The organism is Streptomyces sp. NPDC017448 (assembly GCF_044330565.1).
Classification (GTDB): Bacteria; Actinomycetota; Actinomycetes; order Streptomycetales; family Streptomycetaceae; genus Streptomyces.
On record NZ_JBIRLM010000002.1, the window covers coordinates 427,880 to 454,262 of the forward strand.

Annotated in this window: 23 protein-coding genes; 6 read left to right on the plus strand and 17 right to left on the minus strand. The window is 73.3% G+C overall.

Going from position 1 to position 26,383, the window contains the following annotated elements:
• Positions 1-23: 23 nt before the first annotated feature.
• From ACH4K1_RS06515 to ACH4K1_RS06525, 3 genes are read left to right on the plus strand one after another with little or no spacing between them, the layout of a single operon-like run.
• Complete coding sequence (locus ACH4K1_RS06515) at positions 24-1,712, plus strand: AMP-binding protein (RefSeq protein WP_398087211.1); 1,689 nt, start codon at positions 24-26, stop codon at positions 1,710-1,712.
• A gap of 9 nt (positions 1,713-1,721) precedes the next feature.
• Positions 1,722-2,555 (plus strand): PaaX family transcriptional regulator C-terminal domain-containing protein, encoded by an 834-nt coding sequence (locus ACH4K1_RS06520; protein WP_398087212.1) that lies wholly within the window; start codon positions 1,722-1,724, stop codon positions 2,553-2,555.
• Positions 2,552-2,998 (plus strand): hypothetical protein, encoded by a 447-nt coding sequence (locus ACH4K1_RS06525; RefSeq protein WP_398087213.1) that lies wholly within the window; start codon positions 2,552-2,554, stop codon positions 2,996-2,998. Before ACH4K1_RS06520 ends, ACH4K1_RS06525 begins: the two co-directional genes overlap by 4 nt.
• On the opposite strand, the gene ACH4K1_RS06530 is transcribed toward ACH4K1_RS06525, so the two are convergent.
• A complete protein-coding gene (locus ACH4K1_RS06530; protein ID WP_398087458.1) occupies positions 2,982-5,255 on the minus strand; it encodes a bifunctional salicylyl-CoA 5-hydroxylase/oxidoreductase in 2,274 nt (757 codons plus the stop codon). The two genes, ACH4K1_RS06525 and ACH4K1_RS06530, sit on opposite strands and share 17 nt — an antisense overlap.
• 143 nt (positions 5,256-5,398) lie before the next feature.
• On the minus strand, positions 5,399-6,226 hold the full coding sequence (locus tag ACH4K1_RS06535) for an enoyl-CoA hydratase family protein (protein ID WP_398087214.1): 828 nt from the start codon (positions 6,224-6,226) through the stop codon (positions 5,399-5,401).
• A 310-nt stretch (positions 6,227-6,536) separates the two neighbouring features.
• Between ACH4K1_RS06535 and ACH4K1_RS06540 the strand changes: the two genes are divergently transcribed.
• Positions 6,537-6,986, plus strand: a complete 450-nt coding sequence (locus ACH4K1_RS06540) for an ATP-binding protein (RefSeq protein ID WP_030114732.1) — start codon at positions 6,537-6,539, stop codon at positions 6,984-6,986.
• Here ACH4K1_RS06540 and ACH4K1_RS06545 read toward each other — a convergent pair.
• The 11 genes from ACH4K1_RS06545 to ACH4K1_RS06595 form a co-directional block, all read right to left on the minus strand.
• A complete protein-coding gene (locus ACH4K1_RS06545; protein ID WP_398087216.1) occupies positions 6,937-8,424 on the minus strand; it encodes an amino acid permease in 1,488 nt (495 codons plus the stop codon). The genes ACH4K1_RS06540 and ACH4K1_RS06545 overlap by 50 nt on opposite strands.
• Before the next feature lie 270 nt (positions 8,425-8,694).
• The gene (argF, locus tag ACH4K1_RS06550) at positions 8,695-9,699 is read right to left on the minus strand and encodes an ornithine carbamoyltransferase (RefSeq protein ID WP_398087218.1); all 1,005 of its coding nucleotides are present in this window, start codon (positions 9,697-9,699) and stop codon (positions 8,695-8,697) included.
• A gap of 251 nt (positions 9,700-9,950) precedes the next feature.
• Positions 9,951-11,186 carry an arginine deiminase gene (locus ACH4K1_RS06555; protein ID WP_398087219.1) on the minus strand — a complete coding sequence of 412 codons (1,236 nt, stop codon included), beginning with the start codon at positions 11,184-11,186 and terminating at the stop codon, positions 9,951-9,953.
• A 250-nt stretch (positions 11,187-11,436) separates the two neighbouring features.
• Positions 11,437-13,959 carry a polynucleotide kinase-phosphatase gene (locus tag ACH4K1_RS06560; protein ID WP_398087460.1) on the minus strand — a complete coding sequence of 841 codons (2,523 nt, stop codon included), beginning with the start codon at positions 13,957-13,959 and terminating at the stop codon, positions 11,437-11,439.
• Positions 13,960-14,102: 143 nt separating this feature from the next.
• Positions 14,103-15,638 carry a 3' terminal RNA ribose 2'-O-methyltransferase Hen1 gene (locus ACH4K1_RS06565; protein ID WP_398087462.1) on the minus strand — a complete coding sequence of 512 codons (1,536 nt, stop codon included), beginning with the start codon at positions 15,636-15,638 and terminating at the stop codon, positions 14,103-14,105.
• A gap of 182 nt (positions 15,639-15,820) precedes the next feature.
• A complete protein-coding gene (gene mmuM / locus ACH4K1_RS06570) occupies positions 15,821-16,738 on the minus strand; it encodes a homocysteine S-methyltransferase (protein WP_398087464.1) in 918 nt (305 codons plus the stop codon).
• Between the two features lie 26 nt (positions 16,739-16,764).
• Positions 16,765-17,688 (minus strand): LLM class F420-dependent oxidoreductase, encoded by a 924-nt coding sequence (locus tag ACH4K1_RS06575; RefSeq protein WP_398087221.1) that lies wholly within the window; start codon positions 17,686-17,688, stop codon positions 16,765-16,767.
• Between the two features lie 82 nt (positions 17,689-17,770).
• Positions 17,771-18,265, minus strand: coding sequence for a DUF6099 family protein (locus tag ACH4K1_RS06580; RefSeq protein WP_228988786.1), 495 nt, complete (start codon positions 18,263-18,265; stop codon positions 17,771-17,773).
• 124 nt (positions 18,266-18,389) lie between these two features.
• The gene (locus ACH4K1_RS06585; RefSeq protein ID WP_398087224.1) at positions 18,390-18,749 is read right to left on the minus strand and encodes a nucleotide pyrophosphohydrolase; all 360 of its coding nucleotides are present in this window, start codon (positions 18,747-18,749) and stop codon (positions 18,390-18,392) included.
• A 173-nt stretch (positions 18,750-18,922) separates the two neighbouring features.
• Complete coding sequence (locus ACH4K1_RS06590) at positions 18,923-19,327, minus strand: cell division protein SepF (protein ID WP_398087226.1); 405 nt, start codon at positions 19,325-19,327, stop codon at positions 18,923-18,925.
• 204 nt (positions 19,328-19,531) lie between these two features.
• Entirely contained in the window at positions 19,532-20,329 is a 798-nt protein-coding gene (locus tag ACH4K1_RS06595; RefSeq protein ID WP_398087228.1) for a DeoR/GlpR family DNA-binding transcription regulator, read from the minus strand.
• A gap of 240 nt (positions 20,330-20,569) precedes the next feature.
• Here ACH4K1_RS06595 and ACH4K1_RS06600 point away from each other — a divergent pair, with 240 nt between their 5' ends.
• The gene (locus ACH4K1_RS06600) at positions 20,570-21,457 is read left to right on the plus strand and encodes an SIS domain-containing protein (RefSeq protein ID WP_398087230.1); all 888 of its coding nucleotides are present in this window, start codon (positions 20,570-20,572) and stop codon (positions 21,455-21,457) included.
• A 23-nt stretch (positions 21,458-21,480) separates the two neighbouring features.
• The gene (locus ACH4K1_RS06605; RefSeq protein WP_398087232.1) at positions 21,481-22,152 is read left to right on the plus strand and encodes a DedA family protein; all 672 of its coding nucleotides are present in this window, start codon (positions 21,481-21,483) and stop codon (positions 22,150-22,152) included.
• Positions 22,153-22,359: 207 nt separating this feature from the next.
• Here ACH4K1_RS06605 and ACH4K1_RS06610 read toward each other — a convergent pair whose 3' ends face one another.
• The 4 genes from ACH4K1_RS06610 to ACH4K1_RS06625 all read right to left on the minus strand — a co-directional run bounded on the left by ACH4K1_RS06610 (position 22,360) and on the right by ACH4K1_RS06625 (position 26,324).
• Positions 22,360-22,884 (minus strand): hypothetical protein, encoded by a 525-nt coding sequence (locus ACH4K1_RS06610; protein WP_398087233.1) that lies wholly within the window; start codon positions 22,882-22,884, stop codon positions 22,360-22,362.
• Between the two features lie 237 nt (positions 22,885-23,121).
• Positions 23,122-24,189, minus strand: a complete 1,068-nt coding sequence (locus ACH4K1_RS06615) for a FecCD family ABC transporter permease (RefSeq protein WP_398087235.1) — start codon at positions 24,187-24,189, stop codon at positions 23,122-23,124.
• On the minus strand, positions 24,186-25,223 hold the full coding sequence (locus ACH4K1_RS06620; protein WP_398087237.1) for a FecCD family ABC transporter permease: 1,038 nt from the start codon (positions 25,221-25,223) through the stop codon (positions 24,186-24,188). Before ACH4K1_RS06620 ends, ACH4K1_RS06615 begins: the two co-directional genes overlap by 4 nt.
• 51 nt (positions 25,224-25,274) lie before the next feature.
• Positions 25,275-26,324: an iron-siderophore ABC transporter substrate-binding protein gene (locus tag ACH4K1_RS06625; protein WP_398087239.1), complete on the minus strand. Its 1,050-nt coding sequence runs from the start codon at positions 26,322-26,324 to the stop codon at positions 25,275-25,277.
• Between the last annotated feature and the right edge of the window lie 59 nt (positions 26,325-26,383).

The window sequence follows — 26,383 nt, forward strand, 5'->3', positions numbered from 1 at the left end:
AGGCGACAAGGGGGCGATCCTTCATGGAGCCGAATTCCTCTCAGAGCACGCCCGCGACCGCCGACGACGCGTCCGTACGCGTCCGCGGCGCGTATCCCGGGGCGTCCGGATCCGTCCCCGGCGCCCACGTCGACACGTTCACGCGCGATCACCTCCCCCCGCCGGAGCAGTGGCCCGGACTCCTCCTGGAGGATCCCGCGCCGCACTACCCCGACCGGCTGAACTGCGGCCACGAGCTGCTGGACCGCACTGTCGAGGAGTACGGGGCCGACCGTCCCGCGCTGCGCTCGGCGGACGGCGGCGTGTGGAGCTACGGCGAGCTGCGGGAGACGGTGGACCGGATCGCCGGGGTGCTGACGGAGGACCTCGGCGTGGTGCCGGGCAACCGGGTGCTGCTGCGCGGGCCGACCACGCCGTGGCTGGCCGCCTGCTGGCTCGCCGTCATGAAGGCGGGCGCGGTCGCCGTCACCGTACTGGCGCAGGCGCGCGCCGCGGAGCTGGCCGCCATCTGCTCCGCGGCCCGGATCGGCCACGCCCTGTGCGACGCCCGGTCGGTACGGGACCTGGCGGAGGCGGAGGTCGAGGGGCTGCGGATCACCCTGTTCGGCGGGGACGGGGACGGTGACCTGACCCGGCTGGCGGAGGGGCGGAGCGGACCGTTCCGGGCGGTGGACACGGCCGCCGACGAGGTCGCGCTCATCGCGTTCACCTCGGGGACCACCGGGCGGCCCAAGGGCTGCATGCATCTGCACCGGGACCTCCTGGCCATCGCGGACACCTTCTCGCGGCACGTGCTGCGTCCCCTGCCCGACGACGTGTTCGCGGGGAGCCCGCCGCTCGGCTTCACCTTCGGCCTCGGCGGGCTGCTGGTCTTCCCGCTGCGGGCCGGGGCCTCGGCGCTGCTGCTGGAGCGGGCGGGCCCGCGGGACCTGCTGCCCGCACTGGCGCGGCACCGGGTCTCGGTGCTGTTCACCGCGCCCACCGCCTACCGCACGATGCTCGGCCGGCTCGACGGCCACGACCTGTCGGCGCTGCGGCGCTGCGTGTCGGCCGGGGAGAACCTGCCGGCGGCGACCTGGCACGCCTGGCACGAGGCGACGGGGCTGCGCATCATCAACGGCATCGGGGCCACCGAACTGCTGCACATCTTCATCTCGGCGGCCGACGACGCGATCCGCCCCGGCCTGACGGGGGTGCCGGTGCCGGGCTGGCAGGCCCGGGTGGTGGACGAGCACGGGGAGGAGCTGCCGGACGGCGAAGCGGGCCTGCTCGCCGTGCGCGGCCCGGTCGGCTGCCGCTATCTCGCCGACCCGCGGCAGACGGAGTACGTCCGGCACGGCTGGAACGTGACCGGCGACACCTTCGTCCGCCAACCGGACGGCTACTTCCGTTACGTGGCCCGCGCCGACGACATGATCATCTCCTCCGGCCACAACATCGCGGGCCCCGAGGTGGAGGACGCCCTGCTGCGCCACCCGGAGGTCGCGGAGGCCGCCGTCGTGGGGCGGGCGGACGAGATGCGCGGTGAGATCGTGGTGGCGCACGTGGTGCTGCGGGAGGGCTCCACGCAGACGCCGGACTCGCTGCGCGCCCACATGAAGGCCGTCCTCGCCCCGCACAAGTGCCCGCGCGTCTTCTCGTTCGAGGAGTCCCTGCCCCGCACCCCGACGGGCAAGCTCCAGCGTTTTCTGCTCCGGGACCGGCCGCTCTAGAGTGATCACGTGGCCGAGTTGCGCACCCCCCGCTCCCTGATCGTCTCCCTCTACGGCGCGTACGGCCGTCCGGCGGACGGCTCGCCGTTCGCGGTGTCGGAGCTGATCCGCCTGCTGCACGCGGTGGGCGTGGACGCCCCGTCCGTACGCTCCTGCGTCTCCCGGCTGAAGCGTCGGGGGCTGCTGGTGGCGGCCCGCGCGGCGGACGGCTCGGCGGGGTACGCCCTGTCGCCGGACGCCCGGCAGGTGCTGGACGACGGGGACCGGCGGATCTACCGGCGGCCCGCGCCGCGGCCGTCCGACGGCTGGGTCCTCGCCGTGTTCTCCGTGCCCGAGGCGGAGCGCAGCAAGCGCCACCTGCTCCGGTCCCGGCTGGCCCGCCTGGGCTTCGGCACGGCCGCGCCCGGGGTGTGGATCGCGCCGGCGGGGTTGTACGAGGAGACCCGCCACACCCTGGAGCGGCTCGGACTCGCCCCGTACGTCGACCTGTTCCGCGGCGAGCACCTCGGCTTCACCGCCACCCGCGAGGCGGTGGCACGCTGGTGGGACCTGGAGGCGGTGGCGCGCCTGCACCACGACTTCCTGGAGCTGCACGAGCCGGTGCTGCGGGACTGGGAGGCGGCCGGCGGGGCCGAGGACGGACCACGCCCCCAGGCCGCCTACCGGGACTACCTGCTGGCGCTGGACTCCTGGCGGCGACTCCCGTACGCGGACCCGGGGCTGCCGGCGGAGCTGCTCCCCTCCGACTGGCCGGGCGGCCGGTCGGCGGAGGTCTTCGGCCGCCTGCACGAGCGGCTGCGGGACGCCGGGGAGCGGTACGTACGGGGGGCCGGGGGCGGGTGAGGGCAAAGGAGGGGCCGGCCCCGGAGCCGGTCTGGCTGGTGGCCGCGAACGTCGTGCGGTGGCGGCGGTACGGGGACGGCGGGCAGGAGCTCCGGCCGGGCACCCGGGCGTACCGGGGCGGGACGAAGGTGTACGTCGTGGACACCTACCCGGGCATGGGGCACGAGCAGGTGTCCACCATCGGGCGGGGGCGGGGCTCCGGCCGGTGGATCACCATCGACACGGCCTCCCGCCATCTGCACACGTTCCGGGCGCAGTTGGTGTACTCGCCGACCGTGCTGCGGCGGGCCGAGGCGTACGGAGCGCCGCCGCGGTCCCGGGAGGAGACCGAGGAGCTGGCCGCCCTGCTGGAGCGGCTCGCCGCCGACTACCGCTCCACCCACCACGGCGCACCCCACCCCACGCCCTGCCTCTGCCACACGTGCCTCACCGCCCCGCAGTGAGCCGGGGTTTGGGCGCGTCGGTACGGCCGGTGGGCGGGGGGCGGCTGCCCGCGCCGTACGGGAGGGGCCAGGGCGCGCCCGGACCGGTGTAGCCCTGCTCGGCGGCGGCGTGCAGGGTCCAGTGCGGGTCGTACAGGTGGGGGCGGGCCAGGGCGCAGAGATCCGCCCGCCCCGCCAGGAGCAGGGAGTTGACGTCGTCCCAGGAGGAGATCGCGCCGACCGCGACGACCGGGACGCCCACGCTGTTGCGGATGCGGTCGGCGTACGGGGTCTGGTAGGAGCGGCCGAACTCGGGGCGTTCGTCGGGCACGACCTGGCCGGTGGAGACGTCGACGGCGTCGGCCCCGTGCTCGGCGAAGGCGCGGGCGATCTCCACGGCGTCCGCCGCCCCGGTGCCGCCCTCGGCCCAGTCCGTGGCGGAGATCCGCACGGTCATGGGGCGTTCGGGGGGCCACACCTCCCGTACGGCGTCGAAGACTTCGAGCGGGAAGACCAGCCGGTTCTCCAGCGGCCCGCCGTAGGCGTCGGTGCGGTGGTTGGTGAGCGGGGAGAGGAAGCCGGAGAGCAGGTAGCCGTGGGCGCAGTGGAGTTCGAGGAGATCGAAGCCGCCGGCGGCGGCACGGAGGGCGGCGGAGACGAACTGCTCGCGCACGGTGTCCAGTCCGGCCCGGTCGAGTTCGGCCGGGACCTGGCTGACGCCGGGGGTGTACGGAAGCGGGGAGGCCGCCGTCAGCGGCCAGTTGCCGCTCTCCAGGGGCTGGTCGATGCCTTCCCACATCAGCTTGGTGGAGCCCTTGCGGCCGGAGTGGCCGAGTTGGACGCCGATGGCCGCGCCGGGGGCGCGGGTGTGGACGAAGTCGGTGATCCGCCGCCAGGCCAGGGCCTGTTCGTCGTTCCACAGACCGGTGCAGCCGGGGGTGATGCGGCCTTCGGGGCTGACGCAGACCATCTCGGTCATGATGAGTCCGGCCCCGCCGAGCGCTCTGGCGCCGAGGTGGACGAGGTGGAAGTCGCCCGGGAGCCCGTCGACGGCGGAGTACACGTCCATCGGGGAGACGACGACCCGGTTGCGCAGTTCGAGGCCGCGCAGCCGCAGCGGGGTGAACATCGGCGGGGTGCCCGGCGGGCAGCCGAACTCCTCCTCGACGGCGGCGGTGAAGGCGGGGTCGCGGAGCCGGAGGTTGTCGTGGGTGACCCGGCGGCTGCGGGTGAGCAGGTTGAACGCGAAGCGGCGGGGCGGCTGGTCCACGTAACCGGCCACCTCCTCGAACCAGCGCAGGCTGGCGGCGGCCGCGCGCTGGGTGGAGGCGACGACCGGGCGCCGCTCGGCCTCGTACGCGGCCAGCGCGGCGGCCAGGTCGGGCTGCTCCTCGACGCAGGCGGCCAGGGCGAGGGCGTCCTCGACGGCGAGCTTGGTGCCGGAGCCGATGGAGAAGTGGGCGGTGTGGGCGGCGTCCCCGATGAGCACCGTGTTCCCGTGCGACCAGCGGGAGTTGGTGACCGTACGGAAGGTGAGCCAGGACGACCGGTTGCCGCGCAGGGGGCGGCCGCCGAGCGCTTCGGCGAAGAACGCGGCGCAGCGGGCGGTGGACGCGGCGGGGTCGCAGGCGTCGAGCCCGGCGGCGCGCCACACCTCCTCGCGCATCTCGACGATGACGGTGGAGGCGTCGGCGGCGTACGGGTAGCCGTGCAGCTGCATGACGCCGTACGGGGTTTCGGCGATCTCGAAGCGGAAGGCGTCGAGGGCGAAGTCGGCGGCGAGCCAGATGTAGCGGTTGCGGTGCTCGGTGAGGACCGGGCCGAAGGCTTCGGGGCGGGCCCGGCGGGTGGTGCTGTGGACGCCGTCCGCGGCGACGACCAGGTCGTGGCCGGCGGCCAGCTCGTCGGCGGGCGGGGCCTCGGCGCGGAAGCGGAGATCGACGCCGAGGGCGGCGCAGCGCTCGTGCAGGACCTCCAGGAGCCGACGGCGGCCGAGGGCGGCGAACCCGTGGCCGCCGGAGGTGTGGGTGCGACCGCGGTGGACGATGTCGATGGTGTCCCAGCGGACGAACTCGCGGCTCAGCGCCCGGTACACCTCGGGGTCGGCGTGCTCGATGCCGCCGAGCGTCTCGTCGGAGAGGACGACGCCGAAGCCGAAGGTGTCGTCGGGGGCGTTGCGCTCGAAGACGGTGACCTCGCGGGCCGGGTCGAGCCGTTTGAGCAGGGCCGCGGCGTAGAGCCCGCCGGGACCGCCCCCGATGACCGCGATCCGCCGCACGGAGGGGGCGCCCGGGCGGGGGGCGCCCGGCCGGGAGACGGCCGCCGCGCCCGGGCCCCGGGGGGCGTCCGGGCCCCGGGGGGCGTCCGGGCGGGAGACGGCCGCCGCGTCCGGGCCCCGGGGGCGTTCGGGGGCCGGCACGGCTACCGCCCCTGCCACTTGGGGGGCCGCTTCTCGGTGAAGGCGGCGTGGAACTCGGCGTAGTCCTCGCCGTGCATCAGGAGCGCCTGGGTGGCGGCGTCCAGCTCGACGGAGGCGGCGAGCGGCATGTCGAGTTCGGCGGTGAGCAGGGCCTTGGTCTGGGCGAGCGCGAGCGCGGGGCCGTCCGCGAGGCGGCGGGCCAGTTCGGCGGCGCGCTCGTCGGCCCCGCCCTCCTCGGCCAGCTCGCTGATCAGCCCGATCCGCTCCGCCTCGGGTGCGCGGACGGCGTCCCCGAACATCAGGAGCCGGGTGGCGTGGCCGAGGCCGACGACCCGGGGCAGCAGGTAGGCCGCGCCCATGTCGCCGCCGGAGAGGCCGACCCGGGTGAAGAGGAAGGCGAAGCGGGCCGAGGGGTCGGCGACCCGGAAGTCCGCCGCCAGGGCCAGCACGGCCCCGGCCCCGGCCGCGACGCCGTGGATCGCGGCGACCACGGGGAAGGGGCACTCCCGCAGGGCGCGGACGACCTGTCCGGTCATCCGGTTGAAGTCGAGGAGCTGCGCGGTGTCCATGGCCAGGGTGGCGCCGATGATCTCCTCGACGTCGCCGCCCGAACAGAAGCCGCGCCCCTCCCCCGCCAGGACGAGGGCACGGACCGCCCGCTCCCGGGAGAGTTCGGCGAGGAGGTCGCGCAGATCGGCGTAGGCCCCGAAGGTCAGCGCGTTGAGTTTTTCTGGGCGGTCGAATGTGACGGTGGCCACACCTCTGTCCCGGGACACCCGCAGATGGCGCCACCGTTCGGTGCTCCGGGCCGAGCTGGGAAACGGGCTCATGGAGGGGTTCCCTTCAGCGATCGGGCTGGTGCCGGCCGTGTGCGGGTCGCGTTCCGCCTCCGAAGCTATCACCCGTACGTGACCACCGTCACGAGGTCGCAATACGGCTTCTATGAGACCGTTGTGGCGAAAGTCCTCTTTGCTCCGGCCGACCGCCCCTATGGCGGGACCGGAGCGGTTCGTAAGGTTGAAACCAGGAAGTCTCGTCTCGAACCCCGGATGAACCCGAGAAGTCGCCGACCGTGAAGCAGTGATCCGAGAAGTCGAGACCTCCCGCTTCGAGGAAGACCCGCTCCCGAACGGAACCGCCGTGCCGCCCGACGTCCCCGTCCCCGCCTCCTGGCGCATCGCCCTGCCGCACTCCACCGCGGCCGTGCCGATCGCCCGCGCTCTCATCCGTACGGCGCTGTCGGACATCGACGCACCGGCCGACAGCGACACCGCCGAGCTGCTGACCGCCGAGCTGGTGGCCAACGCGGTCGAGCACACGCTGGGCGGCGAGCCCATCGAACTGGTCGTGGAGCTGCTGCCGACCGGCTGCCAGGTCGAGGTGCACGACCGCGACCCCGCCCCGCCGGGCGACCTGTCCCGGCCGGAACCGGGCTGCGAGGTCGACCCCTGGCAGGAGCACGGCCGCGGCCTGCTGCTGATCCGGACCCTCAGCTCCGCCTGCGGTCACCGCACCACGGAGCACGGCAAGGCCGTCTGGTTCACCCTTCCGGCGATACCGGCGCAGCCGGGTCCGTCTCCGGGGAGCTGACCAACCGGGAGCGCTTGCGGCCGTAGCCGGCGTACACGAGCGAGCCGACGGCCAGGAAGACCGCGAACTGGACCCACGTCGTCCAGCCGGTCCCGTACATCAGATACAGGCAGCACAGAACACCCAGCAGCGGGCTCACCGGGTAGAGCGGCACCCGGAAGGACCGCCTCAGCCCGGGGTGGCCGCGCCGCAGGACCACCACCGCGATGTTGACGGCCACCATCGTGGCCAGGGTGCCGATGGTCGTCAGGTTCACGACGACGTCGAGCGGGACGAAGGCGGCGGGGAGGGCGAAGACGCAGGCCACGATCCAGGTGTTGGCGACCGGGGTGCGGGTCGTGGGCGAGACCCGTTCGAAGACGCGCGGGATCAGTCCGTCGCGGGACATCGACATGAGGATGCGGGTCTGCCCGTACATCACGGCGAGCACCACCGAGGCGATGGCGACGACCGCGCCGAAGGCGACGATGCCGCCGCCGACCGACGAGTCGGTGACCCTGTTGACGGCGATGGAGAGGGCCGCGCTCTCGTTCGCGACGGCGTCCGAGCCGATCGCGCCGATGGCGGAGAGCGCTACGGCGCAGTAGAGCAGGGTGACGACGCCGATGCAGATCAGGATGGCGAGGGGGATGTTCCGCCGGGGGTTCTTGACCTCTTCGCCGGCGGTGGTGATGGCGTCGAAGCCGATGTAGGAGAAGAACGCCAGCGAGGCGCCCGCGGTGATCCCGCCGAGGCCCTGGGTGGCGAACGGCATCAGGTTGTCGTCCTGGAACGCGCTGAACGCCACGGCGCAGAACGCGACGAGGATGCCGATCTTGAGGACCGCCATGGCGGCGGTGGCGGTGGCGCTCTCCCGGACGCCGCGCACCAGCAGCGTGGCGGCCATGGCGATCACGACGACCGCGGGCAGGTTGACCACCCCGCCCTCGCCCGGCCCGGCGGAGAGGGCGGCGGGCAGTTCCCAGCCGATCAGGCTGTTCAGCAGCTCGTTGACGTACTGGCTCCACCCCACCGCCACGGCCGAGACCGAGACGCCGTACTCCAGCAACAGGCACCAGCCGACGAGGAAGGCGGTGCGCTCGCCGAGGGCGGCGTACGCGAAGGAGTAGGAGCTTCCCGACACCGGGATGGCGCTGCCCAGCTCCGCGAAGGACAGGGCGGTGAAGATGCAGGTGACCGCCGCGAGGACGAACGAGACCACGACGGCGGGGCCGGCCTTCGCGACGCTGTCGGACAGGCCGACGAAGATGCCGGTACCGACGATGGCGCCGACCCCGAAGCAGACGAGCTGGAAGAGGCCCATCGTGCGCTTGAGGCCGTGGCCCTCCAGGTCGCCGCCGGACTCGGCGATCAGCTGTTCGGGGCTCTTGCGGCGCAGGCCCGGCCGGGGGGAGCCGGGACGCTTCGGGGTGCCGGGACGCGGCAGACCGGTGCTCATGGGGGACGTTCTCATCTCTGGTGGTGCAGTGGGGGGACGGCCCGTGCGCCGCTGACCGCGACGGCACAGGTAAGGGGTCCGAGCACCGGGCCCGAACCCCACCAGAACCGACATCGTAGCCAACACGACGCATGTTCACCCCATCGGCTGCATGAGCATGCGCGCCCCTCAGCCCCGCCCCCGTCTCGCCGCGCGCAGGCGGCGGTGGGCAGCGGGGAAGCCCCTTCCCGGCGGGCTCCCCGACCGCGGCTCCTCCCGGCGGCGGTCCGGCTACTTCCCGGCCAGCGTCGCCACCAGGACGGCCTTGATCGTGTGCATCCGGTTCTCCGCCTGGTCGAAGACGACCGAGTGGGACGACTCGAAGACCTCGTCGGTGACCTCCAGCTCGCTCAGGCCGTACCGGTCGTGGACGTCCCGGGCGACCTGGGTGCCCAGGTCGTGGAAGGCGGGCAGGCAGTGCAGGAACTTCACCTCGGGCCTGCCGGTGGCCCGCAGGACGTCCATCGTCACGGCGTACGGGGCGAGGGCGGCGATCCGCTCGGCCCAGACCTCCTTGGGCTCCCCCATCGAGACCCAGACGTCGGTGGCGACGAAGTCGGCCCCCCGCACGCCCTCGGCGACGTCGTCGGTCAGGGTGATCGTCGCCCCGCTCGCCCCGGCCAGCTCCCTGGCCCGCGCCACGACGGCCTCGCCCGGCCAGTACGCCTCGGGCGCCACGATCCGGACGTCCAGGCCGAGCAGGGCGCCGGTGACCAGGTAGGAGTTGCCCATGTTGAAGCGGGCGTCGCCGAGGTAGGCGAAAGCCGTCCCGGCGAGCGGCCCCCGGCCGTGCTCGGTCATGGTGAGCACGTCGGCCAGCATCTGGGTGGGGTGCCAGTCGTCGGTGAGCCCGTTGAAGACCGGCACTCCGCCGTGGGCGGCCAGCTCCTCCACGGTCTGCTGGCTGTCGCCCCGGTACTCGATCGCGTCGAACATCCGGCCGAGCACCCGGGCGGTGTCCTTCACGGACTCCTTGTGGCCCATCTGGGAGCCCGAGGGGTCGAGGTAGGTGGTGGACGCGCCCTGGTCCGCGGCGGCCACCTCGAACGCGCAGCGCGTACGCGTCGAGGTCTTCTCGAAGATCAGCGCGATGTTCTTCCCGCGCAGGCGCTGGACTTCGGTCCCGGCCTTCTTGGCCGCCTTGAGCTCGGCGGCCAGGGAGACCAGGCCGAGAAACTCCTCGGAGGTGAAGTCCAGCTCCTTGAGGAAGTGGCGGCCGGTGAGGTCTATGGCCATGATGGCTGCTCCTGGGTGGGACGGGATCGGCGCACTGCGCACGGCAGAACTGGAAGTCTATACGACGACCCGCATCCCTATACAGGACCTGGAGCTCCCCGGACGCCGGACCGGCGGGCTCTGCCCACCCACGGCACACGCCACCGGCCCCTGCCCCGCCGCCGTACGCCACCCGCCCGGGGTGCCGCGCGCCGGCGACGCCGTCCGCCGCCCGCGCACGCTCCCGGCCCGACGCCCCGCGGCCGGACGGCTCACGTCACCGGGTCGCGTTCCACCGGGCAGCTCATGCAGCGCGGGCCGCCGCGCCCCCGGCCCAGCTCGCTGCCCCGGATCTCGATCACCTCGATGCCCTGCCGGCGCAGATGGGTGTTGGTCGTGGCGTTGCGCTCGTACGCGACGACGACCCCGGGCTCGACGGCGAGCACGTTGCAGCCGTCGTCCCACTGCTCGCGTTCGGCCGCGTGCACGTCCTGGGTGGCGGTGAGGACCCGGATGGAGTCCAGGCCGAGGGCGGCGGCGATGGCACGGTGCATGTGCTCGGGCGGATGGTCGGTGACCTTGAGTTCGCGGGGGCCGCCGCCGGGTTCGATGGTGTAGGAGCGGAGCATGCCGAGCCCCGCGTACTGGGTGAACGTGTCCGCGTCGACCATCGTCATCACCGTGTCCAGGTGCATGAACGCGCGGGCCTTCGGCATGTCGAGCGCCACCATCGTGCGCGCCGAGCCGGCGTCGAAGAGTCCGCGGGCCAGCATCTCCACCGCCTGCGGGGTGGTGCGCTCGCTCATCCCGATGAGGACGGCTCCCTGGCCGATGACCAGGACGTCGCCGCCCTCGATCGTGGAGGGGTAGTCGTCCTGCCCCTCCGACCAGTGGTGGAAGGCGCCTGCCTCCTGGCCGGTGAAGAGGGGGTGGTGCCGGTAGATCGCCTCGAAGTGGACGGTCTCGCGCTGCCGGGCGGGCCAGCGCATCGCGTTGATGGAGACCCCGTCGTAGATCCACGCCGAGGTGTCCCGCGTGAACAGGTGGTTGGGCAGCGGACCGAGGAGGAAGTCGTCCGGCTCCATCACGTGGAAGCGGACGGAGGTCGGCTCGCTGTGCCGCTCCAGGAACTCCCGCTTGGTCATACCGCCGACCAGCGCCTCGGCCAGCTCCGCGGCGGACAGCTCCTCGAAGACGGCCCGCAGGTGTTCGGTGGCGAGCGGGCCGTACTCCTTCTCGTCGAAGACCCGGTCGAGCACGAGCCGCCGGGCGACCGGGATGTCGAGGGACTCGCGCAGCAGGTCGCCGAAGAGGTGCACGGCGATCCCCCGGTCGCGCAGGACCTCGGCGAACCCGTCGTGCTCCTCCTGGGCGCGGCGCACCCACAGGACATCGTCGAACAGGAGCGCGTCCTTGTTCGTGGGGGTGAGGCGCTTCAGCTCCATCCCCGGCCGGTGCAGTATGACGCGGCGCAGCCGCCCGGTCTCGGAGTCGACGTGGAATCCCATGCCCTCATCCTCACCGCGCGGAGCGCCGTTCACCCGGCGAATCGCCCACCTGTTCCGCCGCGGCGCCCCACGGCCGGGCGCGCCCCCGCGTCCGGGGCCGACCGGGACCGCCGGGGCCGGGCGGCTCGGGCGCCGACCGGGACCGGCGGGGCCGGACCAGGACGGAGCGGGAGCCGGGGGCGGTCGTGACCGAGGACAGGTCGTGACCCAGGCCCGGTCGTGACCCAGGCCCGGTCCCGGCTCCGGACGGTCAGAGCCGGGGGTCCACCGGCTCCGACTCCAGGGCCAGGACGGCGAACACCGCCTCGTGAACCCGCCACAGCGGCTCGCCGTCGGCCAGCCGGTCCAGGGCCTCCAGGCCCAGCGCGTACTCCCGCAGCGCCAGCGAGCGCTTGTGGCCGAGGAACCGGGAGCGCAGGCGCTCCAGGTTCTCCGGACGGGTGTACTCGGGGCCGTAGACGATGCGCAGGTACTCCCGGCCGCGCACCTTGACCCCGGGCTGGACGAGTCGGCCCTTGGCGTCCCGGACGAGCGCGCCGAGCGGCTTGACGACCATGCCCTCGCCACCGCCCCCGGTCATCTCCAGCCACCAGTCCACACCCGCCCGGACCGACGCCTCGTCGCCGGTGTCGACGACGAGCCGGCGGGTGGCCTGGAGCAGCCCGGTCGGGTCGTGCTCCACGAGCCGGTCGAGCCGGGCGAGCTGCTCGTCGTGCGGGAGGGCGGCGAGGGAGCGGCCCTGGACGGCGAGGATCTGGAAGGGGGCGAGCCGCACCCCCTCCAACCCCTCGGTGGGCCAGCAGTAACGCCGGTACGCCTCGGTGAACGCGGCCGCGTCCCGGACGCGGTCCCGCTGCCGTCCCGCCAGGGCGGCCACCTCGACGCCCCGGGCCGCCGCCTGCTCCAGGGCGGCGACGGCCGGCGGGAGGGCGGCGCCTGACGCGGCGCCGACGGCGGCGTACTGCGAGCGCAGCAGCCCGCCCGCCTTGAGCGACCACGGCATCAGCTCGGCGTCCAGGAGCACCCAGTCGGTGTCCCACTCCTCCCAGAGCCCGGCGGCCGCGACGGCGGTGCGGAGCCGGTCCAGGACCGCCTCGGTCATGGCGGTGTCGTCGAGGAACGGCCGCCCGGTGCGGGTGTACAGCGCGCCGGCGGGGCCCGTCGTGCCGAAGCGGGCGGTCGCGGCCGCCGCGTCCTTGCAGACGAGGGCGACGGCCCGGGAGCCCATGTGCTTCTCCTCGCACACGACCCGCTCGACGCCGTCCGCCGCGTACTGGGCGAACGCCTCGGCCGGGTGCTCCAGGAACCCCTCCTCGCGGGAGGTGGCGGTGGGGGCCATGGTGGGCGGGAGGTAGGCCAGGAGCCGGGGGTCGACGGCGAACCGGCTCATGACTTCGAGCGCCGCGGCCGCGTTCTCCTCGCGCACGGCGACGCGGCCCAGCTGCCGGGTCTCCACCACGCGGCGGCCCTGGACGTCCGCGAGGTCCAGCGGCCGGCCCTCCCGGCCCCCGGGCGCCTCGGTGGCCAGGGGCTTGACGGGTTCGTACCAGACCTTCTCGGCGGGCACGTCGACGAGTTCGCGCTCCGGCCAGCGCAGCGCGGTCATCCTGCCGCCGAAGACGGCCCCCGTGTCCAGGCAGATGGTGTTGTTGATCCAGGAGGTGGTGGGCACCGGGGTGTGGCCGTAGACCACGGTGGCGCGGCCCCGGTACTCCTCGGCCCACGGGTAGCGCACGGGCAGGCCGAACTCGTCGGTCTCCCCCGTGGTGTCCCCGTACAGCGCGTGCGAGCGGACCCGGCCGGAGGTGCGGCCGTGGTACTTCTCGGGCAGCCCGGCGTGGCAGACCACCAGCTTCCCCTCGTCCAGGACGTAGTGGCTGACCAGGGAGTCGATGAACTTCCGCACCTCGCCCCGGAACTCGGGGTGCTCGGCGTCCTCGCGCTCCAGCTGCTCGACGGTCTCCGCGAGGCCGTGGGTGAGCTGCACCTTGCGACCGGCGAGATAACGGCCGAGCTTGTTCTCGTGGTTGCCGGGGACGCACAGGGCGGTGCCCGCCGCCACCATGGACATGACGCGGCGCAGCACACCGGGGCTGTCGGGCCCCCGGTCGACGAGGTCGCCGACGAACACGGCGGTACGCCCTTCGGGGTGGGCGCCGTCCACGTAGCCGAGCTTGGCCAGCAGGGTCTCCAACTCGGAGCTGCACCCGTGGACGTCCCCGACGATGTCGAACGGGCCGGTGAGGTGGCGCAGGTCGTTGTAGCGGCGCTCCAGGACCACTTCGGCTCGCTCGGCCTCCTCCTCGGTGCGCAGGACGTGCACCTTGCGGAAGCCCTCGCGCTCCAGTCCGCGCAGGGAACGCCGCAGCTCGCGGCGGTGCCGCTGGATGACGTGGCGCGGCATGGAGGCCCGGTCCGGGCGGGCCGCGTTGCGGGCGGCGCAGACCTCCTCGGGCAGGTCGAGCACGATGGCGATCGGCAGGACGTCGTACTTCCGGGCCAGCTGGACGAGCTGCCTCCGGCTCTCCGACTGGACGCTGGTGGCGTCGATCACCGTGAGCCGCCCGGCCTCCAGGCGTTTGCCGGCGATGTAGTGCAGCACGTCGAAGGCGTCACGGCTGGCGCTCTGGTCGTTCTCGTCGTCGGCGACCAGACCCCGGCAGAAGTCCGAGGAGACGACCTCGGTCGGTTTGAAGTGCCTGCGGGCGAAGGTGGACTTGCCCGATCCGCTGGCGCCGATGAGGACGACGAGGGAGAGGTCGGTCACCGGCAGAACGCGCGCGGCGCGCGCGGCGGCCTCCTCGACCGCGGTCGGACCGGCGCCGTTCTCCGTGGCCTCGGCAGCGGTTTCGTCTGCGGCGGTCGTGTCGACGGCTGCCGCCGCCGCTGCCGCGCCGGTCCTGTTCCGGTCCCTGTTCACGCGGCTTCCGCCTCCTTCTTCTTCTCGGTGTCGCGCTTCTTCTCGGTGTCGCGCTTCGTGCCGGGACCGTCCCCGGCCTTCCCGGCGGCTTCCGGGAGCCGGGTGAACACGGCCATCTGGGTCGGGGGCCCCACCTCGGGGTCCTCGGCTCCGACCGGCACGTACCGGACGGTGTACCCGTGCCGTCCGGCGACCTGTCCGGCCCACTCCCGGAATTCGGCCCGGGTCCACTCGAAGCGGTGGTCGCCGTGGCGGACGTGCCCGGCCGGAAGAGACTCCCAGCGGACGTTGTACTCCACGTTCGGCGTGGTCACGACCACCGTCCCCGGCCGTGCCGCGCCGAACACCGCGTACTCCAGGGCGGGCAGCCGGGGCAGGTCCAGGTGCTCGATCACCTCGCTGAGCACGGCGGCGTCGTACCCCTTCAACGCCCGGTCCGTGTAGGTCAGCGACCCCTGCCGCAGGGTGACCCGGCCGGCCTGGCGCTCGCCCATCCGGTCCAGCTTCAGTCGGCGCGAGGCGAGGGTCAGGGCGCGCATCGAGACGTCGAGGCCCACGATCTCGGTGAAGGACACGTCCTTGAGGAGCGCCTGCACCAACTGGCCCTGGCCGCAGCCGAGGTCGAGCACCCGCCCGGCCCCCGCGGCGCGCAGCGCGTCGAGGATCGCCGTGCGCCGGTGCGCGGCGAGCGGGACGGGCTTCTCCTCGGTGTCGGTGCTCTCGTCCACCGCGTTGTCGACGCACCCCACGTCCAGGTCGTCCGACTCGGCGAGCCGCACCAGCTCCAGCGCCTGGTCGGCCTGGCGGGTGAGCCCCCAGCGGTGGGAGAGGTAGCGCCGGGTGATCAGGGGCCGCTCGGGGTGGTCGGCCAGCCAGCCCTCCCCGGCTCGCAGCAGCTTGTCCACCTCGTCGGGCGCGACCCAGTAGTGCTTGGCGTCGTCGAGCACCGGGAGCAGGACGTAGAGCTGCCGCAGCGCGTCGGCGAGTCTCAACTCGCCCTCCAGCACGAGCCGTACGTAGCGCGAGTCGCCCCACGCGGGGAACTGTCCGTCCAGTGGTACGGCCGTGGCCCCGACTCGGTCCCAGCCGAGCGGTGCGAACAGCCGGCGCACCAGCTCGACACCGCCCCGGGCGGGCAGGGCGGGCACCTCGATCCGCAGCGGCAACGGGCTCCCGGCCCGCTCGGGCATGGCCCGGCAGACGCCGCCGAGCGCGGACTTGAAGACGGTGGCGAGGGCGACCGACAGCAGGGAGGAGGCCGCATAGGGGCGATCGTTGACGTACTGCGCGAGCGCCGCGTCGGGGGCTCCTCCCCGGCCCTTGCCCTTGCCGCGCCGCACCAGCGCCACCGGATCCACCTCCAGCAGGAGGGCGGCGGTGCAGCGCTCGGCGGACGCCTCGGGGTAGAAGACGTGCGCGGAGCCGTGCGAGGTGGAGAACGCCTGCGCCTTGTCGGGATGCTTGTGCAGCAGGAAACCCAGATCCGTGGCGGGGCGTTCAGGGGTGCCGGTCGTACCGATGGTCAGGAACACCCGTCCGAGTATGGTCGTCACCTCCCGCCCCCACCAGGTATTTTCGCCGCCTCCGCCTGCCCCGCGTGCTCCGCCGGACGGCTCCCGGGCACTCCTGCGCCCTGGTCCTCCGGGCGCGCGGACGCCGTGCCCCGCCTCCTCCGCCGACCGCTCCCTCACGGTGCACCGGGCCCTCCGGCCGCCTACGCCTCCAGCCGTCGGGCCAGCTCGGCCAGGAGTTCCGGCCCCACCCGGCAGCAGCCTCCGACGAGCCGGGCCCCCGCCCGGGTCCAGGCCCGCACCCGCCCCGGGTCGAACGTGCCGTGCCCGGTCCACCCCCGCGCCCCGGCGTCCCAGCCCTCCCCGCTGTTGGGGTAGACCACGGCGGGCCCGCCCGTGACCGCGACCGCCTGTTCCACGGCCTCCTGCGCCTCGTCCGGATCGCAGCAGTTGACCCCGACCGCGAGGACGGAGTCCCGGCCCGCCGCCACCGCGAACGCCTCCTCCAGCGGCTGACCGGCCCGGGTCCGGCCGCCCGCCACGCTGTACGAGAGCCAGTACGGCAGACCGGTCTCCTCGGCCACCCGGACGAGGGCCTCCGCCTCGTCCAGGTCCGGCACCGTCTCCAGGGCCAGGGCGTCGGGCCGGGCAGCGGCCAGGGCCGCCACCCGGGGCCGGTGGAAGCGCTCCAGCTCCCGGACGCTCAGCCCGTAACGCCCCCGGTACTCGCTGCCGTCCGCGAGCATCGCCCCGTACGGTCCGACCGACGCGGCGACCCAGCTCTCCCGCCCGGGACCGGTCCGGCGCGCCGCGTCGGCGGCGCGCCGGGCCAGCCGCACGCTGTGGGCGAGCAACTCCTCGGTCCCGGCCCGGTCGATCCCGTACCGCCCGAACCCTTCGAAGGTGGCCTGATAACTGGCCGTGATGAGCACCCGCGCCCCCGCCCGGAGGTAGGCGAGGTGGGCGGCCTCGATCTGCTCCGGCGCGGCCGACAGCAGCCGGGCCGACCAGAGGGCGTCGGACAGGTCGCAGCCCTGCGCCTCCAGTTGGTTGGAGAGTCCGCCGTCCAGCAGGACGGGGCCGGCTTCCAGCGCGTCGGCGAGCGTGTCACCGGTACTCACAGCCACCTCCACCTCCTCAGGTCAGGTCAGGTCAGCTGGGACTGGATCTGCGTGGAGATCAGTTCCAGATGGTCCAGGTCGTCCAGGTCGAGAATCTGGAGGTAGATCCTCGACGAGCCGATCGCCCCGTAGCGGCCGATCTTGTCGACCACTTCGGCGGGTGATCCCGCCAGGCCGTTCGCCTTGAGCTCCTCCACGTCCCGGCCGATGGCCGCCGCGCGCCGGGCGACCTCGGCGTCGTCCTTGCCCGCGCAGACGATCAGCGCGTTGGAGTACACGAGGTCGTCCGGCGAGCGCCCGTGCGCCTGCGCGGCGGCCCGGACCCGGCCGAACTGGGTCTCGCTGTCCTCCAGGGAGGCGAAGGGGATGTTGAACTCGTCCGCGTACTGCGCGGCGAGCCTCGGGGTGCGCGTCGCACCGTGGCCGCCGATCAGGACGGGCACCTTGGCCTGGGCGGGCTTGGGCAGCGCGGGTGAGTCGGTGAGCTGGTAGTAGGTGCCGTCGTAGCTGAAGGTCTTGCCGACCTCCGTCGCCCACAGACCGGTGACGATCGCGAGCTGCTCCTCCAGGCGGCCGAACTTCTCCTTCGGGAACGGAATGCCGTAGGCGCGGTGCTCCTCCTCGAACCAGCCCGCCCCCAGACCCAGTTCGATCCGGCCGCCGGACATCTGGTCGACCTGGGCCACCTGGATGGCCAGGACCCCCGGCAGCCGGAAGGTGCCGGCGGTCATCAGCGTGCCGAGCCGGATGCGCCGGGTCTCGCGCGCCAGCCCCGCCAGGGTGATCCAGGCGTCGGTCGGTCCGGGCAGGCCGTCGCCGGAACCCATCCGGAGATAGTGGTCGGAGCGGTAGAAGGCGTCGAAGCCCAGGTCCTCGGTGGCCTTGGCGACGGTGAGCAAGGTGTCATAGTCGGCCCCCTGCTGGGGCTCGGTGAAGATGCGAAGATCCATGCCCCCATCCTGCCCTCCGGCACGGGGGCCCTCATCAGCCCGGTCCGCCCCCGCCCCCGCTCCTCCCCGCCCGGAACCTTCCTCAGGGCCCGGCCGCCGATGCCGCGGGGCCGCGTATGCCCCTGTAGGGGCCGTCGCGCTCCCGCTCGGCCAGCCGTCTCAGCATCCCGTGGACGCGGTCCAGTGATTCGTCCGCCGCGTCCATGGCCTCGATGCACTGCCAGTACAGGTTGTCCTCCCCCGTGTCACAGGCCACCCCGACCAGCGCGATCCCGACCTCGCCGAGCAGCAGCGCGAGAGCGGCCAGGGTCGGCTTCACCTCGGCCATCCCGGTCAGCCGCACCGCCCGGGCGCCGTCGGAGAGAACCGAGGGGTGGTCCAGCGCGGAGCAGCCGGCGCCGATCTCCCCCAGCGCCCGCGCCTCGCTCCGTAACTCCATCGGCCCGCACGCCGCCAGCCGACTGCCGATGGCCCGTGCGAGCGCCTGGGCCTGCCACGCCTCCGCCATGACGTCCAGCGCGCCCCGGCTGCCCGCCAGCGCCCGCCGTCCGACCTCGATGAGTCGCTCCGCTTCCATCTGTCTCCCCCGTCCGTACGAAAACCCGCTCACCTCATTCATTACCCACAGTGAGGGCAACAGCACCGCAAGGCCAGAGGAAATCGGAAATCTGTGGACACGAAGTCGAATGTGGATAACTCGATCACTCCGAAGAGTGACGATCACCAGGTTCCGGGCCACTCGGGAGAGGGAAGCGTTCCTCGTTCCGCTCCAATTTGGCCGCCAGCGCGGCCGCCGGGTCGATGCCCAGCACCTCGCAGAACTGCAGGAGGTAGGCGAACACGTCCGCGACCTCGTCGGCGACCCGATGAGCCGCCCCGGGGTCCTCCATGACCGCGGCGGACTGCTCGGGCGTCAGCCACTGGAAGATCTCCAGGAGTTCGGACGCCTCGACGCTGAGCGCGGCCGCCAGGTTCTTCGGGGTGTGGTATCGGCCCCAGTCCCGCGCCGCGGCGAACGCGGCCAGCCGGCGCTGGAGTTCTGCCACCTCGATGTCTTTCACGGCCCCAGGTCTATCACCGGCCACCGACAACGCACGTCCGCGCCCGCCTCCGGACCCGGAGTTCGCAGGCGGGGCGGCCGGGGGCGGCGCCCCGGTCCGGCGGCCGCTCCCCACAACACCCGCAACCGCAACCACGGCTACGGCTACGGCTACGGCTACGGCTACGGCTACGGCTACGAATGAGTGATGCCCGCGGGGGTGACCCCCTCGACCTCCATGCCCTCGGGCGCGAGCAGGAAGACGTTGCGGTCGACGCGGTGCATCCCGCTGCCGAGGCCGAAGACCACGCCGCTGGTGAAGTCGAGGATCCGCTTCGCCACGTCCGTCTCCGCCGCCGTCAGGTCGAGCAGAACCGGCACCTGGCCGACCAGGTACTCGGCCACCTCCCGCGCGTCCGCGAAGACCTGCACCCGCAACACGACGAGGCGCCGCTGCTCGGCCGCGCGCTCGGCCGGGACGGTGCGGTGGTCGACCCGCGACGGCCACTCGTCCCGGCCGCGCAACGGTACGACCTGGGCGAGCCCCTCCCACTGTTCATCGGTGGCGTCGTATCGGTCATACCTGTCGTACCTGCTCACCGGTCCACCCCGTCGTCGAGCCGGGCGGGTTCGCACCGGCTGCACTCACTGTTCATCGGGCAATCCTCTCGCCCCTCACCCGTTCGGCGTACCAGCGACACGGCGAACTCGGCTTCCATCTCCTTTCCGGTACCCGACCGGTACCGGTTCATGACGTCCCGCACGCGCCGCCGGACTCGCACCGTACCGGCCCGGCCGGTCCGCTCAGACCGCGATGACCTGGACCCCCGCCTCGCCGAACCGGTCCCTCGCCTCCGCGCCGATGCGGGAGTCGGTGACCAGGACGTCGACCAGCCCCAGATCGCAGACCCGGGCGAACGCCCGCTTGCCGATCTTCGACGAGTCGGCCGCCACCACCACCCGCTGCGCCCGTTCCGCGAGCAGCCGGTTGACGCTGGCCTCGCCCTCGTGATGGACGTACGCACCGCGTTCGATGTCGATGGCGTTCACCCCGAGCACGGCGACGTCCAGGGTGATCTCGTTCATCACGCCGACCGCGAGGGGGCCCGTCAGCTCGTACGACTGGGGCCGCGCGACCCCGCCCGTCACCACCATCTTGATCTGCGGCCGGATCGCCAGTTCGCTCGCGATGTTGAGGGCGTTGGTCACCACGGTCAGCGTCGGCTGCCCGCCCGCCGCCGTCGTCTCGCCCACGATGTCCGGGCGCACCGCCAGCGCCCTGGCCACTTCGGTCACCGTCGTCCCCCCGGTCAGGCCGACCACCTCGCCGACCGCCACGAGGCCGGACGCCGCACGCCCGATGGCCTGCTTCTCGGGTGCGTGGCGCCCCGTCTTGTAGCGGAGCGCCAGTTCGTAGGAGACCCCGTGCGCCACCGCGCCGCCCCGGGTGCGGGTGAGCAGGTGCTGCTCGGCCAGCTGGTCCAGGTCGCGGCGGATGGTGGCGGCCGAGACGTCGAGCGCCGCCGCCGCCTCTTCGACGTCCACCCTGCCGTGGTTGCCGACCAGTTCCAGCAGCGCGTCCCACCGGGCGTCCCTGGACAAGAGCGTCTCCTCACCGTCCGGCACGGGCACCGCGCTTCGCGGGAACGCGGTCGCCGGGGGCCGGACCGCCGCAAGCGTCGCACAGCGGTCGCGGGTACTCCGCCGCCCACCTGCACGTTGCTTGTTTTTGCTCGATAACTACATGTAACGTGCAGAATTCTACATGCGGGCTGGGCGGGCCGAGGCAGGCCCCGCTCGGCCCCGTTGCCGTGGTCCACCTCGTTCCCGTGGAGTGCAGACGTGTCGTATGCCGAGACCGAGACAGCCAGTCAGCCCGATTGCTGGCGGCGCGCCGCCGCCCTGGCCGGGGGCCCCGAGGCCGCCGGCCTGCCCGCCGCGGGCGAGCGGATCGCGGTCGTGGGCTGCGGCACCTCCTTCTACATGGCGCAGGCCTACGCCGGGCTGCGCGAGGGCTCCGGGCAGGGCGAGACGGACGCCTTCGCCGCCTCCGAGTTCCCCTTCGGCCGGGGCTACAACCGGGTCGTCGCGCTGACCCGCTCGGGGACCACCACCGAGGTGCTGGAGCTGCTCAACCGGCTGCGCGGCACCACGCGCACGGTGGCGGTCACCGCCGATCCGCAGACCCTTGTCAGGGCGGCCGCCGACGACCTCGTCGTCCTGGACTTCGCCGACGAGCGGTCCGTGGTGCAGACCCGCTTCGCCACGACCGCCCTCACCCTCCTGCGGGCCCATCTCGGCCTGCACTCCGAGCAGGCGGTGGCGGACGCGGAGACCGCCCTCGCCGAGCTGCTGCCGGACGGGCTGCTGGAGTGCACGCAGTTCTCCTTCCTCGGCCGGGGGTGGACGGTCGGTCTGGCCCACGAGGCGGCGCTGAAGATGAAGGAGGCGTCGCTGTCCTGGACCGAGTCGTACCCCGCGATGGAGTACCGCCACGGCCCCATCAGCATCTCCACGACGGGGACCGCCACCTGGATGCTCGGGGAGGCCCCCGAGGGCCTGTCGGAGCAGGTGCGCGCGACGGGCGCCGCGTGGGTGGACGGCCCGCTCGACCCGCTGGCCGATCTCGTACGCGTCCAGCGCCTCGCTCTCGCCAGGGCCGCCGCGCGAGGGCTCGACCCCGACCTGCCGCGCCACCTGAGCCGCTCGGTGGTTCTCGACGGGTCCTGAACCGGGGCTGCGACCATGGAGGCATGCACCTGACCCCGTCCTCGGCAGCGGCCCAGCGGCTTCTCGCCGCCTTGGAGCCGCCGGGGGGCATCGCCGGCTGGGCCGCCGACCTCGTCGAGACGTTCGGCGGGCCCGGCGCGGGCGCTGCCATCGCGCTGGAGAACGTGTTCCCGCCGCTGCCGAGCGAAGTCATCCTGCCGCTGACCGGGTTCGCGGCCTCGCAGGGCGTGCTCGGCATCGCCTCGGCCCTGTTCTGGACGACGCTCGGCTCGGTCGTCGGAGCGGTGGTGCTGTACGGCGTCGGCGCCGTGTTCGGCCGGGAGCGGATGCACGCCTGGTGGGCGAAGCTGCCGCTGGTCAAGGCGTCCGACCTGGTGCGGACGGAGGAGTGGTTCGCCCGGCACGGCACCAAGGCGGTCCTGCTGGGCCGCATGGTGCCGGTGTTCCGGAGCCTGATCTCGGTGCCCGCGGGTGTGGAGCGCATGCCGCTGCCGGTGTTCGTCGCGCTGACGGCGGCGGGCAGCCTGGTGTGGAACACCGTGCTGGTGATGACCGGGTACTGGCTCGGCGACCAGTGGGACGTGGTCGGGACGTATGTGGGCGTCGTCTCCAAGGCGGTGCTGGCGCTGGCCGCCGTCGCCCTGGCCGGCTACGTCGTGGTACGCGTCCGGGGCCGCAGGCGGAAGAGGCCCTGAGGGCACGGTCCGGGGCGGCACGGGCCGTACCCGCCGCCCGGGCCGCTCGCACACCCGCCGGGCCGTCGTCCCGCGGCCGGGACCGCCCCGCCCGCCCGCCGGACGCGGTCGCCCCGTTGCGCGAAGGGCGCCCCGCGCGCGAGCGCTCAGGACCTCATCGCGGGCGCGGTCCCGCCCGGCCAGGACGGGTGCTCCGCGCGCGAGCGCTCAGGACTCCTCGAAGTAGGCGTCCAGAACCTTGTCCAGCTCGGCGGGCCACCCCTTGAGCTCGCTGCGGCTGCCCGCCTCGACCTCGGCGTTGAACCAGCGGCGGGTCGACAGGTGGACGGTCACCGTGAAACGGCGGCCGAAACGGGCCGAGGCGGTCTCCACCGCACCGATCTCGTCCCAGTCGAACTCGGCCTCCTGGTCGTCCAACCGGAAGCGGACGCCTTCCCGGGCCACCCGGATCGAACCGCGCCGGTCGCTGACCTCGAAGACGGGGCCCTCCCCGGCGTCGGCCCCCTCCTCCGCTTCCGCTTCCCGGTCGGTCTTCCCGCCGGGGGCGGTGGTTCCGGCCTCGTCCTCGCGTTCCGCCTCTCCCTTTGGGGCGACCGCCCCGGCGTCCGCCTCCTCTTCCGGTTCGGGCTTCCGGGTCGCGACGGGCGCCGCCAGTCCGGGCAGGGGGATGAACGCCGGGTCGGTGCCTGCGGCGAACTCGGGCTTCTTGTTCGAATCTATGCTCTGCTCCACGGCGGGCAGTATGGTCCACGAACCTGTACGTGACCAGTCGTCACCGCTCCGACGCGCCGCCGGCCTCCACCCCGCGGGCGAACTCCCCTCCGCGGAACGGCCGAAGGCCCTCCCGGCGACGAGGAGGTGGGAAAAGGCCGATCCCCCCGGCGCGGTCCGTCCGGGAGCGGGGCGCGCCGGATCCCCCCGGCGCCCGGCCGGCCCCTCCCCGGGCCCGGCACCGGGGCGGGAGAGGTCTCAGAGCACTCCCTTGCGCCACTCCCGTACCAGGAGGTAGCCGAGGTACGCGCCGCCGATCGCCATCGTGTAGATCCCGACCGGCAGGTCGTCGAAGAGCGCCAGCTGCTGGGAGCAGAGGTCCGCCAGCACCAGCAGCAGACCGCCGGTGAGCGCGGAGAGCAGCAGGTGGGGGCCGGAGCCCCGGGAGAGGCGCCGGGCGATCTGGGGCGCGGTCAGGGCGATGAAGGCGATCGGGCCGGAGACGCTGACGGCGGCGGCCGAGAGGCCGATGGCCAGGACCACGGCCAGGGTCTTGGCCTTCTTCGGTTCGGAGCCGAGCGCTTCGGCGATGTCGTCGCCCATCTCGCCGATGTCGAGCCGCCGGGAGATCAGCGCGGCGGCCGGGGCGGCGGCGGCGAGGACCAGCCAGACGGTGGTGGCGTCGGTCCAGGAACGGGCCGTCAGGCTGCCGTTGACATAGGCGGTGAGGACGGACGCCTTGTCGCGTTCCAGGGCGTAGACGACGTACTGGGTGACGGCCGTGCCCATCGCGGCGACCCCGATGCCGGCGATGACGAGCCGGGCGGGGTCGCGGAAGCCGGTTCCGGTGGAGACGTACACGAGGGCCATCGCCAGGATCGCGCCGATGAGGGCGCCCACGGGGACGGGGACCGTGTCGGGGAACATCAGCGCGCAGAACGCGGCGCCCGCGCCCGCCCCGGCGGAGAGTCCGATGACGTCCGGGCTGCCGAGCGGGTTGCGGGTGACGGACTGGAACAGGGCGCCGGAGAGGCCGAGCGCGGCGCCGACCCCGACGGCGACGGTGAGGCGGGGGCCGCGCAGCCGGTTGAAGACGAACCGGTCCTTGCCCTCGGCGTGCCCGGCGAGGGCCGCGGGCAGGTCGGCGAGGTCGATGCCGAGGCGTCCCCAGGCCAGGGTCGCGACGGCGGCGGCGAGGAGGAGGACGGAGAGGCCGAGCCCCGTGAGCACGGAGGCCCTGCGCACGGGTATCGCCACGGTGGCGCCGACGGTCAGGTAGCCGCGGGGGGCCTTGCGGGCGGTGGCGGGGCGGTCGGTGGGAGTCATGAGGCGCCCCGCATCCGGCGTACGGCGATGAGCAGCGCGGGTGCGCCGATGAAGGCGGTGACGACGCCGACCATGAGTTCGGTGGGCCGCATGACGACCCGGCCCACCACGTCCGCCAGGAGCAGCAGGGTCGGGCCGAGCAGGGCGGAGAAGAGGATCTGGGCGCGGAAGTCGACGCCGACCAGGGCCCGTACGACGTGCGGGACGGCGAGGCCGACGAAGGCGATCGGGCCCACGGCGGCGGTCGCGGCGGCGCTGAGCAGGGTGGCGGCGAGCAGTCCGCCGCCCCGCGTGCGTCCGGGGTGCGAGCCGAGGGCGACGGCGGTCGCGTCGCCCAGGGCCAGGGCGTTGAGGCCCGGGCCGAGTGCCAGGGCCAGCAGGAACCCGACGGCGGCGAACGGCAGGACGGACCAGAACACGTCGAAGTCCCGGCCGCCGAGCGCTCCGACCACCCAGTAGCGGTAGCTGTCGAAGACCTGGGGCTTGCTGAGGGCCACGGCCTGGATGAACGCCATGAGGACGGCGGCGAGCACCGCTCCGGCGAGGACCAGGCGCACCACGCTCGTCCCCGTACCGGCGGAGCCGATGACGTGGACGAGGACGCCGGCGGCCAGGGCCCCGGGCAGCGCCCACCACATGGTGTCGGTGGCGCCGGAGGCCCCGAGCCAGGCGGTCGCGGCGACGATGCTCGCGGAGGCTCCGGCGTTGATGCCGAGGAGGCCCGGTTCGGCCAGCGGGTTGCGTGAGACCCCCTGCATGAGGGTGCCGGCGACCGCGAGGCAGAGCCCGGCGAGGAGGCCGAGGGCGGTGCGGGGGTAGCGGCTCTCGATGACGGTGGTGACGTGGGGGTCGGCGGTGCCCCGGAGCACGTGGACGACGTCGCCGAACGAGGTGGAGCGGCTGCCGAACATGACGCTGGCGCAGAGCGCGAGCGCCAGCGCTGCCAGGCCGAGGAGCAGGAGGAACGCCACCCGAGCGGCGCCGGTACGGGGAGTACCGGCGCCGCTGGGGGGTGCGACCGTGGTGGTTGCCATGTCAGTGGTGTGTGCCTGGGGGCTCGGTGGTTCGGGTACCCGGCCGGGGCGTTACTTGCCGGCCGCCTCGACGGCCTTGTCGATGAGCGGCAGGTAGCGCTCGATCGTCCACGGCACGGTCAGCGGGTTGATGATTGAGGAGGCGGTGACGAAGGAGTTGTCGTTGCTCGCGACGACGGCGCCCTTCTTGATCGCGGGGATCTCGCCGTACAGCTTCTGGCCCTCGATCTCCTTGCGGTTCTTCTCGTCCGTGTAGAACGTGAAGACGAGGTCGCTGTCCTTGAGCTTCTCGGCGTTCTCCAGGCCGATGAGGGCCGAGTCGGTGCCGGGGGTCTCCTTGAAGCCGTTGACGACCGGGTCGACCTTCAGGCCGAGCGAGGAGACCATCTTGACGCGCTGCTCCTCGGGCTTGAAGACGCCGAGGGTGCCGGGGCCGGAGTTGTAGATGTACGAGAAGGTGACGTCCTTGTAGTTCGGCCGGGTGGCCGCGGCGTCGGCGAGCTGCTTCTCGATCTTCGTCTTGAGGGCGTCGGTGTCCTTCGTGCGGCCGAGCGCCTTGCCGATGATGTCGATCTGCTGGTCCCAGTCGGTGCTCCACGCCTGGTCGGGGTAGGCGACCGTGGGGGCGATGTCCTTGAGGACGTCGTACTGCTTCTGCGTGATGCCCGACCAGGGGGCGAGGATGACGTCCGGCTCCAGTTCGGTGATCGCCTCGAAGTCGATCTCCTCACCGCCGGTGAACTGCTTGGGCAGCTTGTCGCCGGACTTCTTGACGGCCTCGTTGATCCACGGGAGGTAGCCCGACTTGTCGCTGCCCCAGGCGTAGCTCTCGATGCCGACCGGGGTCTGGCCGAGGGCTATCGCCGTCTCGGCGGAGCCCTGGCCGAGGGTGACGATGCGCTCGGGCTTCTCCTCGATCTCGGCGGTGCCGAGCGAGCTCTTGATCGAGACGGGGAACGCGCCCCCGCCCTTGGCCGAGTCCTTCGCCCCGCCCTTGTCGCCGTCGCCCTCCGATGAGCAGCCGACCAGGGCGACGGCGAGGGCGACGGTGGTGGCCGTGGCGGCGAGGGTGTGGCGGCGCACGCGGGAGAAGCCGAGCATGGAGGGTCCTCAAGTTGACCGAGCAATGAAGGTTAGGCAAGCCTAAGCCAGAGATTCCC